Below are 11,704 nucleotides of genomic sequence, written 5' to 3'. Positions count from 1 at the left end.
GCTATCCGTAAATTTAAATAGCGGACGCGGCCAGGTATGCCGCCGACGCACGAGCGCATAAAGGAGCGCGATTATGGCGGAACTCATCCCCGCAGTACCGGTCAATTACGATTCCTTCACCGTGCCCGCCGGCCAGGCCGTGGGCGCAGCAATGCGAGAGCTCAACCTTCCTAATAAGGGCCCTGAGGCTGTCGTAGTCGTTCGCGGTGAGGACGGCACTCTCTTTGATTTGTCGCACACCCCAGACACGGAGTCCACCTTTACCCCGGTTGCCGCCAGCGAGGAAGACGGCCGCGCCGTCATCCGCCACTCCTGCGGCCACGTTATGGCCCAGGCCGTGCAGGCCGAATTCCCCGGCACCAAGCTGGGCATCGGCCCGGCCATTGAGAATGGCTTCTACTTCGATTTCCAGACCGCCGAGCCTTTCACGCCGGAAGATCTCAAGGCGATTGAAAAGCGCATGAAGAAGATCATCAAGGGCGGCCAGCGCTTCGAGCGTCACGTCTATGAATCCGCGGAGGAAGCGGAAAAGGCGCTCGCCGAGGAGCCCTTCAAGCTCGAGCTGGTCCAGGACAAGGGCAACGTTGACCCTGACTCCGACGAGGCCGCAGAAGTCGGTTCCGGCGATCTCACCCACTATGACAACATCAACCCGCGCACCGGGCAAGTAGAGTGGTTCGATCTCTGCCGCGGCCCGCACGTACCGACCACCAAGTACATCCCGGCTTTCACCCTGACCCGTTCTTCTGCCGCCTACTGGCGCGGCGACCAGTCCAAGGCTGGCCTGCAGCGCATTTACGGCACCGCTTTTGAGTCCAAGGAAGCGCTGGAGGCCTACCAGACCATGGTGGAAGAGGCGGAAAAGCGCGACCACCGCCGCCTGGGTCAGGAACTAGATCTCTTCTCCTTCCCGGATGAGATTGGCTCCGGCTTCCCGGTATTCCACCCGAATGGCGCGACCGTGCGCATGGAGATGGAAAACCACTCTCGCAACCGCCACGTCCAGGCTGGGTACTCCTTTGTTAACACCCCGCATATCACCAAGGGTGACCTATTCAAGAAGTCTGGCCACCTGGACTTCTACGCCGACGGCATGTTCCCGCCGATGCAGCTCGATGGCGAGTATGACGAAGAGGGCAATACCGTCAAGGAGCCGCAGGACTACTACGCCAAGCCTATGAACTGCCCGATGCATAACCTGATTTTTGCATCCCGTGGTCGTTCCTACCGCGAGCTTCCGCTGCGTCTGTTTGAGTTCGGTACCGTCTACCGTTACGAAAAGTCTGGCGTGGTCCACGGTCTGACCCGTGCCCGCGGCTTTACCCAGGACGATGCCCACATCTACTGCACCGAAGAGCAGCTGGAAGAAGAGCTGACCAAGGTCCTCGACTTCATCATTTCCTTGCTGAAGGACTACGGCCTGTCTGACTTCTACCTGGAGCTTTCTACCAAGGACCCGAATAAGTTCGTTGGTTCTGATGAGATCTGGGAGCGCTCCACTTCTATCTTGCAGTCGGTCGCAGAAAAGTCCGGCTTGGAGCTGGTTCCGGATCCCGCAGGTGCAGCCTTCTACGGCCCGAAGATTTCTGTGCAGGCTCGCGACGCAATCGGCCGTACCTGGCAGATGTCTACCGTGCAGTTGGACTTCAACCTGCCGGAGCGCTTCGAGCTGGAATACACCGCGTCTGACGGAACGAAGAAGCGCCCGATCATGATTCACCGTGCGCTCTTCGGCTCCATCGAGCGATTCTTTGGCGTCCTGCTGGAGCACTACGCCGGTGCCTTCCCAGCATGGCTGGCACCGCACCAGGTGGTGGGCATTCCGGTGGCCGATGAATTCTCCCCGCACCTCGAAGAGGTTGCCGCCCAGCTGCGTCAGAAGGGTATCCGCGCCGATGTGGATACCTCTGATGACCGCATGCAGAAGAAGATTCGCAACCACACCACCGGTAAGGTTCCCTTCATGCTGGTGGCTGGCGCACGCGACGTAGAAGCTGATGCCGTGTCCTTCCGCTTCCTCGATGGCACCCAGGTCAATGGTGTGCCGGTAAAGGAAGCCGTGGAGCTCATTGCCGCATGGGTAGCAGAGCGTAACAACGAGCAGCCGACCGAAGAGCTCATCAGTGCCCGACGCTAAAGAGACACACGAAACCGACAGCTCCGCCGTCGCTGAAAACCAAGCTGCGGAGGAGACCTTCGTTGACTCAGGCGCTGGCGAGCCGGACCGCCTAGAGCGGTTATGGGCGCCTTATCGCATGGCCTATATTGCCAAGCGTTCTAAAGACCCCTTCGTGGAAGCCCCACAGGGTAGCGACGAAGACGGGCTCATCATTGCTCGAGGCAAGTCCGTGTATGCATTGCTGAACCTGTTTCCGTACAACGCCGGGCACCTCATGGTGGTGCCGTACCGTAAGGAATCGCAGCTGGAGAACCTCACGCAAGAGGAATCTCAGGAGTTGATGGCCTTCGCGCAAAAGGCCGTCCGGGTGCTCAAGCGGGTTTCACACCCAGAAGCCATCAATGTGGGCCTAAACCTGGGTCGCGCTTCAGGCGGCTCGGTGGGAGATCACCTGCACCTGCATGTGGTGCCAAGGTGGCCCGGGGATAGTAACTTTATGACTGTCCTCGATGGGACTAAGGTATTACCGCAGCTTCTGCAGGATACGCGTCGCGTGCTGGCAAAAGGATGGCGCGAGATGGAAGAGGAGGATTCGCGTGCTTAGCGTGCATGGGCGAAAGCCCGCCGCCGTGGTGGTGGAACCTATAGCCAAGGCCTTTTTGAAGCTAGGCCTGACCCCGAATGTGGTCACGGTTGTGGGTACCATAGTCACCATTGCGATTTCGGTGATCCTTATTCCTACCGGTCACCTCTTTTCCGCTGCCGTTTTGTCCGGCCTCTTCGCCGCTTTCGACATGCTCGATGGCACAATGGCGCGCTTGACTGGCAAGGCTACTGCCTTTGGTGCGACCTTGGATGCGTCCTGTGATCGCATCACCGATGGCGCATTGTTCAGTGCTATTGCATGGTGGCTGATTTATTCTGCGGATTCTTCCCGCATCACGGTTATTGCGTGCTTTGTCACCTTGGTATGTTCTCAGGTCATTTCCTATATCAAGGCTAGGGGAGAAGCGTCCGGGTTCAAGATGGTCGGCGGCCTGATCGAGCGTCCCGAGCGGCTTATTTTGGGCCTGGGCGGCATTGGCCTCGAGGGCCTCGGCGTACCGCATGCCATTGAGGTAGCGCTGTGGATCTTGGCCGTTGGCTCCATCTTTACCGTGTGCCAGCGGATGGTTATCGCCGCCCGCCAGGAACAGCAGTAGCTCGTACTGCACCACCTAAAACCAGGAGGTTGTGACACCATGTGGGACAAAGAAGACCTCTCCGCGGCGGGTTACCTCGCGGGGTGGAAGGTGGTGCGCCGTCTGCCCGAGCCCATAGCGCGCACGCTTTTTCGCTGGGGTGCGGACTACGCAAGCGGCAACGGTCGCGGAATGGAGGGCTTGCGCCGCAACCTAGCGCGAGTGGTGGGCCCGGAAAACGTTACCCGCGCGTTGGTGCGCGATTCCGTGCGCTCTTATATGCGCTACTGGATGGAGGCGTTCCGCCTGCCAGCCATCCACGGCGATGCCGGGCTGCATGAGCGCTTGCTCAGCGGCTTGGAAGGCCTTGAGCATTTTGATGCTTCGGCTCAATCCGGGCGCGGCACCATTTTGGCGTTGCCGCATTCCGGGAATTGGGATATGGCGGGCGTCTTCCTCGTTGGCCATTATGGTCAGTTCACCACCGTTGCGGAGCGCCTTAAGCCCGCAGTGCTTTTCGACGCCTTCGTGGACTACCGCGAAACCCTTGGCTTTGAGGTTCTTCCCCTCACCGGCGGCGAAGCCTCGCCTTTTGCCCGCCTCAAAGAGGTGCTGGAAGCCGGTGGCGTGGTATGCCTGCTGGCTGAGCGCGACCTGACCCGAAGCGGCGTTACCGTGGATTTCATGGGGGAAGAGGCCAATATGGCCGCAGGCCCCGCGCAGCTTGCTATAGAGACCGGCGCCGCCCTGCACGTGGTGCACTCGTGGTTTGAAGGCGAGGGCTGGGGGCTCTCTGTGTCTCCTGAGCTCGAGGTAACGGATCTGCAGGAGACAACTCAGCGTATGGCCGATGGCTTCGCCGCCAATATCCGCCGCCACCCAGAGGATTGGCATATGCTGCAGCCGCAGTGGAATGTGGACATAGAGAGGCGTCGGCAAGCGCGGGCGGCCAAAAATGCCCGCAATGCCCGCCACACCGGGCCATCGCAGGAAGGGGAGAGCTAGTGCGCATAGGAATCGTATGCCCCTACTCCTTCGATGAACCAGGTGGAGTTCAAGCCCATATCCTTGATCTAGCCACAGTCTTCATTGAGCAAGGGCACCATGTACAAGTCATTGGCCCCGCTGCGGAATCCACCCAGCTGCCGGATTTCGTAGTCAAGGGAGGGCCGGCCTTCCCCATTGCGTATAACGGCTCGGTGGCGCGCCTGTCCGTGGGGCCCCACGTCACGCGCATGGTAAAGCAATTCATCAAGGAGGGCGACTTCGATGTCTTGCACATCCATGAGCCTAACTCCCCGAGCTTTTCCATGACCGCGTTGGCCGTGGCCCAAGGCCCACTGGTGGCGACGTATCACGCTTCCGCGTCTAGCTCCCTGGTGTTGACCTTGGCCAAACCTTTCCTCGTTCCCTTCTTGGAAAAGATCCGGGGTGGCATCGCGGTATCCGATATGGCGCGGCGGTGGCAGGTGGAGCAATTGGGCGGAGACCCGGTCCTTATTCCCAACGGCGTGGATACGTCGGTCTATGCCCAAGCACGGCGCCGCAGCCCGGCTAAGGCCCTCAGCGATCCCCTGGAAGTTGTCTTCTTGGGACGGTTGGATGAACCGCGCAAGGGCCTCGATATCCTGCTGAGCGCGCTGCGCCAAGTACACCACGATATCCGCGTGACCATCATGGGCGGCGGCCGCGTCCGCGAGGTCGAGGGCGTGGATTTTGTCGGCCGGGTCAGCGACGCCGAAAAGGCAGAAATCCTGGGCCGTGCCGATGTCTACGTGGCCCCAAATACCGGCGGCGAAAGCTTCGGCATCGTGCTGGTAGAGGCCATGGCGGCCGGCGCGGCTGTTGTTGCCTCTGACCTCGAGGCTTTCCGTGCGGTGTGCAATGCCGATTCCGACGAGGTTGCCGGCGCGCTGTTCCGCAACGAAGACAGCGAGGATCTGGCTCGTGTCCTCAACGAGGTGCTTGATGACGCCGAGTATCGGGCCCAGTTGGTGCGCAATGGCGTCCAACGCGCCAGCACCTATGACTGGGACCATGTAGCGGCGGCCGTGATGCAGGTCTACGAGACTGTCCAAGACGGCACCAAGGTGAGGGTAAAGCGTTGATGACCATTGAAATCGCCCTAGTCCTCTTCCTACTTATCATCGTAGGTTTGTGGGCGCTTTTTACCGCCCAGCGGCTTAACTCGCTGCACATCCGCACTGATGCCTCGCTGGCCCAGCTGCAGGCGGCACTTGACCGCAGGGCAGCGGTGACAGCGGCGGTCGCACCATCGCTTGCGGCGCTAGCTCAGCGAGCAGAGTCTACTGAGCTCTATCAAGGACACTTCGAACCGCGCACGATGGCCGAGCGGGAACTATCTGCCGCCATAGTGAGGGAGTTTCCCGCGGACCGTCGCCCTGCCGCGCTTGCCGACGCCGAGGGCCGCATCCAACTTGCCCACCGCTTCTACAACGAGGCGGTCAGCGACACTCGCGCGCTGCGCCTGCGCCCTGCGGTACGCCTCTTTCATCTGGGTGGCACCGCAAAACTGCCGGAATATTTTGATTATATGCTGGCCGAGTAGGCAGCAGTTCTACCTCAAGATTTAGGACGCAAGTGCGTGCCGGCCGCGTCGGCGGCGGAATACCGGCTTCGCCGCGGTGCTAGCAGCCGCGCCATCCGCCGGGGAGGAAGGCGCCTGTCGCTGCTGCAATTCTGCCTGCTCGATCTTTGAAGCCAGGGCCACCTCGACTGCAAACCAGACAAGTCCGATAATGGCCATGACAACGATGAGGATATTGCGGGCTACCAATAGGTAGACGGCGAACATGTTCTCGCCCACGTGGTTCCAGATGTAGTCATAGTTGAATGGGTAGACCAAGGTTCCCAGCACAGCGGCGATGATGGTACAGCCTGCTAACAAGGCTTGGAATATCTGCAAGGGGGCGAATCCTTGCGGCAGGCGCTGGCGGATCACCACGGCAAGCAAGGGGCCCAGCCAGACGATGTATTGCGGGGAGAAAACCTTATTCGTCGCGATAAGAAGCAGGACCATAACGGTAAAAAACGCCATGGTCGTGCGGGTGGTCCATCCGCCGGCGCACAGCCGGTACAGCGCCCAGCCCACTGCGAAGACGAGCATGGCAATGGTGCCGATAGTGCTCCAGGTCATTGCGGTATCTACGCCAGGCCCGGAAATTTCAAAGCTCTTGGACGGCGCGTAGCCCAGGTGCCACCGCCCTGGAGTGCGATGTGCCTGCAGCAGCAGGAACGTCGCCGGGATGGACTCCAACTGGAGACCGCGCACGCCCTGATAGTTCAGCGGTGAAAGCAGGCGCTCGGTACCAGAGGCAGCAATCGTGACGGTGCAGACTGCGACGATGGTGCAGAAAAACGCGAGTAGGCGTTGCCAGGTTGCGGATCTGTTGAAGCGGCCCACTAAGCCGGCAGCGAGGACTCCTGGCCATAGCTTCATAGTGGTGGCAAAACCCAGTACCGCCGAGGCGATGAGCGGGCGGGTAGCTAGAAGGGCAGCTGCCCCGGCCACGGCTAGGGCGGGGAATATATCGAGACGCCACACAAAGGTGTGGCCAGCTGCGGTGCCAAAGAGGACCCAGAACCAGGCGGCCTGGAAACTGCGCGGTTGAGTCGCGTGGTGGCGCAGAAGGAGGGCTAAAAAGGCGGCGTCCACAAGCAGGGTCATGATGGTGAAGCCGATATAGAATGCGGTGATATTCTCACCGGTGAGCCAGCCCAAGACCACCGTGGGCCAGGTGCCCGCGTGAGGGTATTCGGTCATGTTTGTCGGGTCATCGCCAAAGCGTCCAGCAAAATAATATGCGACATCGCCCCTGGGATTGTGGTCAATCTTGAGTAGGTAAATAAGGACAAGGCGGGCGATGACCCACCCAATCCATACTGCTGGAACAGAAGCGATGCGTTTCACTCGAAAGACTTTATTCAATGCGCGCTTACTTCGGTAGCGGACATAGTTTCTTCTAGAAAATTCCTCCACTTTTGCGCCCAGAAGTGGGGGACGGATTTGAAAAGGAAACTGACGGCTCGTCCAGTGAGTAGTGTGGACGGCAAACGCTGGGAGAAGTGACGTAGGACATAGGGAGTGTGCAGATGGCATCCATTCGCGAGATTCTGGCCGTCGAGGAAACGAATTTGGCCGATGTGTTTAGAGGCCCTGCTGTGGAGTCGCGGATTGAGCGTACCTTCGGCGGACAGATTGCTGCTCAAGCAGTGGCCGCAGCCCAGTTGCACTGTGTTCGGCAAAGACATCCACTCCCTGCATGGCTACTTTGTAGGCCCTGGCGATGCGAGCCAACCAATTGAGATCCGGGTCGAACGCATTCGGGAGGGGAAATCATTCGCCAACCGGCAGGTACGCGTCTACCAGGGACATGTGCTCCTTTTTACTCTTATGGCTAGTTTCCATCGCGACGGGGATCGCGGCCCGCAGCATCAGGATCCTGTGCCAGAGGTGCCAGGGCCCGAGGAAGTAGCTCGGATTGGCGGCGGAGCCCCGTACTCCACCAGGATTATCCTCAAGGAGTGGGAGGAATGGGATATTCGCCTCCTGCCAGAAGAAGGACGCGATCCGGTGGCTGCAGAGCGCACCGGTGCAGGCTATCGGCATATTTGGTTCCGCAATACTGGCAGACTGCCTGCGGATTCTTCCTTCCATTGTGCGGCGCTGACCTTTATGTCTGATATGACGCTGATTCGCTCGGCCCTTATTCCGCATCAGGGAGAAAAAGTGCAATTGGCCAGCCTTGATCATGCGATATGGTTTCTGCGCCCATTCCGCGTGGATGAGTGGTTGCTATATGAGCAGGTATCACCCACGGCGTCGAATGCGACGGCGGTTGCGCGTGGCAAAATTTTTACAGAGCAGGGTGAATTGGTGGCGTTGGTGAATCAAGAGGGGCTTACACGTTACTTAGATGAAAATTTGGGCAGCGGCTCTGCCCATGGCAATTGGCACAACGTATAAGAACGTCCCGCTTATAAGGGGGTCGCTTTCACGCATTCGTGCAGCACACGTATAATTGCCACCAGTTTCAGCACCCGATTAGAAAGGGACTACATGTCAGGCCACTCGAAATGGGCAACTACCAAGCATAAGAAGGCTGCCAACGATGCCAAGCGTGGCAAGGAATTTGCCAAGCTGATCAAGAACATCGAAGTGGCGGCTCGTACCGGCGGTGGTGACCCAGCGGCTAACCCAACACTTGATGACATGATCAAGAAGGCCAAGAAGGCCTCCGTCCCCAATGACAACATTGAGCGTGCTCGCAAGCGCGGTTCCGGTGAAGAAGCCGGCGGCGCCGATTGGGAAACCATCATGTACGAAGGCTACGGCCCCAACGGCGTAGCCATGCTCATTGAGTGCCTTACGGATAACCGCAACCGTGCGGCGACCGACGTGCGTACCGCGATGTCCAAGAACGGCGGCAACCTGGGTGAGTCCGGCTCTGTGGCCTACATGTTCACCCGTACCGGCTACGTCTTGGTAGAAAAGGGCGAGCTGACGGAGGATGATGTCTTGATGGCCGTGCTGGAAGCAGGCGCGGAAGAGGTCAAGGACCAGGGCGAGAAGTTTGAGATTGTTTGCGCGCCGACGGACGTGCAGGCAGTCAAGGACGCGCTCAAGGACGCCGACATTCAGGTCGATGACTCCGACAATGACTTCCGTGCATCTGTCGAGGTACCGCTAGAGGCCAATGACGCCAAGAAGATTTTCCGCCTCATCGATGCTTTGGAAGACTCCGATGACGTGCAAAACGTCTACACCAATATGGATCTTTCCGATGAGGTTCTAGCCGAGCTGAACGAGGACTAACCACCTCGCCGCAAGGACGGCTCTTAGCGCCGGTAGCGCTCCGTGGGTATTGCCCGCAGGAGACGTTGCCGGCGCTTCGTTATGCGAAAGCTGGATGCTACGCTTGTAGAACACCTGTGTGTAGTCCATAATGGGGCAGTAGGCGGTGCACAGTGGTGCCAACATGACAATGGGGGAGAGATGAACCTAGAAGGAATGCGCGTGATGGGGATTGACCCAGGCTTGACGCGCTGCGGACTTTCCGTGGTTCAGGCTGGTCGTGGCCGAGCAATCCTTCCCGTTTCTGTCGGCGTGGTGCGCACCCCTAGCGATAAGGACTTGACGGAGCGCCTCCTGCGCCTTTCGGTGGCGGCGAAGGAGTGGATGGATGACTATTCGCCAGATGTGGTTGCGATCGAGCGCGTCTTCGAACGCGGCCAGGTGTCCACAGTCATGCAAACGGCCCACGTCGTAGGCGTGCTGGTGCTAGCTGCCGCCGAACGCGATATTCCGGTGTACATGTACACCCCGTCCGAGGTGAAAAAGGCCATCTCTGGTAACGGACGTGCAGATAAGAAGCAGATGACCACCATGATTACCCGTATTCTGGGGTTGACTGAACCACCCAAGCCTGCCGACGCCGCCGACGCTCTTGCGTTGGCAGTGTGCCACTGTTGGCGTGCCCCGGCCATTGTGCGGATGGACCATACCGGTCTCGGGCTTGGTGCTAAGACCAGCGGCGTGCGCGGCCAGGGCAAGAAGCGCTAGGGAATTTTACTGAGAGTGGAAGGATAAGAAGCCAATGATTGCTGCACTGCGTGGAGAGGTAATCCATATTGGACTCGACCATGGGGTTATCGACTGTGCAGGCGTGGGGTACAAGTTTTTAGCTACCCCAAAAACGCTGGGCACCTTGCGCCGCGGGGAACAAGCCACGGTTCTTACTAACTTGGTGGTCAAGGAAGATTCTCTGACTCTCTATGGCTTTAGCGCTGATGAGGATCGCGAGATGTTCCATGTGCTGCAGTCTGTGTCCGGCCTAGGTCCCAAGCTGGCCCTAGCGGCGCTGTCCGTCATGGGGGCAGGGGAGCTTGCTGCGGCAATTGGTGGGGAAGATGTGAAGGCGCTGCAGTCTATCCCGGGCGTCGGCAAGCGTATGGCCCAACGCTTGGCGCTGGAGCTGAAAGATAAGGTAGCGGCCTTTGCACCAAGCGAGCCCGCCGCCGCAGGCTCCGTTGATACCGCCGTCGCGCCGAACGGTGGTGCCGTGGTAGAAAGCGTGACTGAGGCACTCATTGGCCTCGGGTTTACCGATAAGGGAGCGCGTCCCGTGGTGGAATCTGCCTACGCGGAAAATCCCGATGCCGATACGTCCACTCTCTTGCGCGCGGCGTTGGCGCAGCTGGGCAAGAAGAAATAACCGGCAGGAAGGCTGAAAAATATGTCCGATATTGAGCGCACCGAGTTCAATCTCCCTGAGGGCGTCGACGCGGCGCACGCCTCCCAGCGCAATAGCGATGTGGATGCCACCGCACACTCCGAGGAGCATGATATTGAACGCTCCTTGCGTCCAAAGTCGCTCGAGGAATTTATCGGCCAACCCAAGGTGCGCGAGCAGCTCTCCCTTGTGCTTAAGGGGGCAAAGAACCGTGGGGTCACGCCGGACCACGTTTTGCTTTCAGGGCCGCCGGGCCTGGGCAAGACCACTATGGCGATGATTATTTCCCAGGAGCTGGGCACTTCGCTGCGTATGACTTCCGGGCCCGCTTTGGAGCGCGCCGGTGATTTGGCCGCAATGCTTTCCAACCTAATGGAAGGCGATGTCCTGTTCATCGATGAGATCCACCGCATTGCCCGGCCAGCAGAAGAAATGCTGTACATGGCAATGGAGGACTTCCGCATTGACGTCATTGTGGGCAAGGGGCCTGGTGCTACTTCTATTCCGCTAGAGATCCCGCCTTTTACCTTGGTTGGCGCGACTACGCGCGCCGGCATGCTCACCGGCCCATTGCGCGACCGCTTCGGTTTCACCGCGCAGATGGAGTACTACGACACGGCTGATCTCACCCAAGTGATCAAGCGCGCCGCCCACATCTTGGACGTGGAAATTGACCACGATGCGGCGGTAGAAATTGGCTCTCGGTCGCGTGGAACCCCGCGTATTGCTAACCGATTGCTGCGCCGCGTTCGAGACTATGCCGAGGTCAATGGCACCGGGCTGATTGATCTCAGCGCGGCCCAAGGAGCGCTCGAAGTCTTCGACGTAGATGACATGGGACTTGACCGCCTCGACCGGGCGGTGCTCAATGCCTTGATTAAGGGACACGGCGGCGGACCGGTTGGCGTGAGCACACTGGCCATCGCAGTGGGCGAGGAGCCCTCGACGGTGGAGGAGGTGTGTGAGCCTTACCTGGTGCGTGCCGGGATGGTTGCGCGCACTGGACGCGGCCGCGTAGCTACCGCTGCAGCATGGCGGCACTTAGGGCTTACCCCGCCGGAGGGCGCGGCCGGGCTGTTTTAATTCAGAGGCTAGCCTGCTTGGCGATGCCCCCTTGGGGTTTCTGTGCACACCGCCGTCTGGCACACTAG

The 11,704-nt window shown here is 59.5% G+C and carries 11 protein-coding genes and 1 pseudogene; 11 read left to right on the top strand and 1 reads right to left on the bottom strand.

The features are described from left to right. Window positions 1-73 precede the first annotated feature (73 nt). The 6 genes from thrS to MHY24_RS02855 are packed head-to-tail and all read left to right on the top strand — an operon-like array spanning window position 74 to window position 5,869. Complete coding sequence (gene thrS / locus MHY24_RS02880; RefSeq protein ID WP_239228304.1) at window positions 74-2,137, top strand: threonine--tRNA ligase; 2,064 nt, start codon at window positions 74-76, stop codon at window positions 2,135-2,137. Beyond that, on the top strand, window positions 2,124-2,723 hold the full coding sequence (locus MHY24_RS02875) for an HIT domain-containing protein (protein ID WP_239228303.1): 600 nt from the start codon (window positions 2,124-2,126) through the stop codon (window positions 2,721-2,723). Before thrS ends, MHY24_RS02875 begins: the two co-directional genes overlap by 14 nt. Next, the gene (gene pgsA, locus MHY24_RS02870; RefSeq protein ID WP_239192140.1) at window positions 2,716-3,321 is read left to right on the top strand and encodes a phosphatidylinositol phosphate synthase; all 606 of its coding nucleotides are present in this window, start codon (window positions 2,716-2,718) and stop codon (window positions 3,319-3,321) included. Before MHY24_RS02875 ends, pgsA begins: the two co-directional genes overlap by 8 nt. Window positions 3,322-3,360: 39 nt before the next feature. Then, window positions 3,361-4,305 carry a phosphatidylinositol mannoside acyltransferase gene (locus tag MHY24_RS02865; protein ID WP_239228302.1) on the top strand — a complete coding sequence of 315 codons (945 nt, stop codon included), beginning with the start codon at window positions 3,361-3,363 and terminating at the stop codon, window positions 4,303-4,305. Continuing rightward, window positions 4,305-5,408 (top strand): glycosyltransferase family 4 protein, encoded by a 1,104-nt coding sequence (locus MHY24_RS02860; protein ID WP_239228301.1) that lies wholly within the window; start codon window positions 4,305-4,307, stop codon window positions 5,406-5,408. Before MHY24_RS02865 ends, MHY24_RS02860 begins: the two co-directional genes overlap by 1 nt. Continuing rightward, complete coding sequence (locus MHY24_RS02855; RefSeq protein WP_179386583.1) at window positions 5,408-5,869, top strand: hypothetical protein; 462 nt, start codon at window positions 5,408-5,410, stop codon at window positions 5,867-5,869. The genes MHY24_RS02860 and MHY24_RS02855 overlap by 1 nt, the downstream gene beginning before the upstream one ends. A 21-nt stretch (window positions 5,870-5,890) precedes the next feature. Here the strand turns inward: MHY24_RS02855 and MHY24_RS02850 are convergent, their stop codons facing one another. Next, window positions 5,891-7,231: a DUF2029 domain-containing protein gene (locus MHY24_RS02850; protein ID WP_239228300.1), complete on the bottom strand. Its 1,341-nt coding sequence runs from the start codon at window positions 7,229-7,231 to the stop codon at window positions 5,891-5,893. Window positions 7,232-7,413: 182 nt separating this feature from the next. On the opposite strand from MHY24_RS02850, the pseudogene MHY24_RS02845 reads away from it, so the two are divergent. The 5 genes and pseudogenes from MHY24_RS02845 (at window position 7,414) to ruvB (ending at window position 11,636) form a co-directional block, all read left to right on the top strand. Further along, a pseudogene (locus MHY24_RS02845) lies at window positions 7,414-8,287 on the top strand (acyl-CoA thioesterase). 93 nt (window positions 8,288-8,380) lie between these two features. After that, on the top strand, window positions 8,381-9,136 hold the full coding sequence (locus MHY24_RS02840; RefSeq protein ID WP_150851185.1) for a YebC/PmpR family DNA-binding transcriptional regulator: 756 nt from the start codon (window positions 8,381-8,383) through the stop codon (window positions 9,134-9,136). A gap of 180 nt (window positions 9,137-9,316) precedes the next feature. Continuing rightward, window positions 9,317-9,883: a crossover junction endodeoxyribonuclease RuvC gene (ruvC, locus tag MHY24_RS02835; RefSeq protein ID WP_040425252.1), complete on the top strand. Its 567-nt coding sequence runs from the start codon at window positions 9,317-9,319 to the stop codon at window positions 9,881-9,883. A gap of 34 nt (window positions 9,884-9,917) precedes the next feature. Then, window positions 9,918-10,535, top strand: a complete 618-nt coding sequence (ruvA, locus tag MHY24_RS02830) for a Holliday junction branch migration protein RuvA (protein ID WP_204608827.1) — start codon at window positions 9,918-9,920, stop codon at window positions 10,533-10,535. 21 nt (window positions 10,536-10,556) lie between these two features. Beyond that, the gene (gene ruvB / locus MHY24_RS02825) at window positions 10,557-11,636 is read left to right on the top strand and encodes a Holliday junction branch migration DNA helicase RuvB (RefSeq protein ID WP_204608830.1); all 1,080 of its coding nucleotides are present in this window, start codon (window positions 10,557-10,559) and stop codon (window positions 11,634-11,636) included. Window positions 11,637-11,704 lie beyond the last annotated feature (68 nt).

The organism is Corynebacterium sp. ACRPQ, assembly GCF_022347225.1.
GTDB classification, from domain to species: Bacteria; Actinomycetota; Actinomycetes; order Mycobacteriales; family Mycobacteriaceae; genus Corynebacterium; species Corynebacterium tuberculostearicum_D.
Note: the sequence above shows the minus strand (reverse complement) of the source record. Positions and strands in the feature narration are given on the sequence as shown.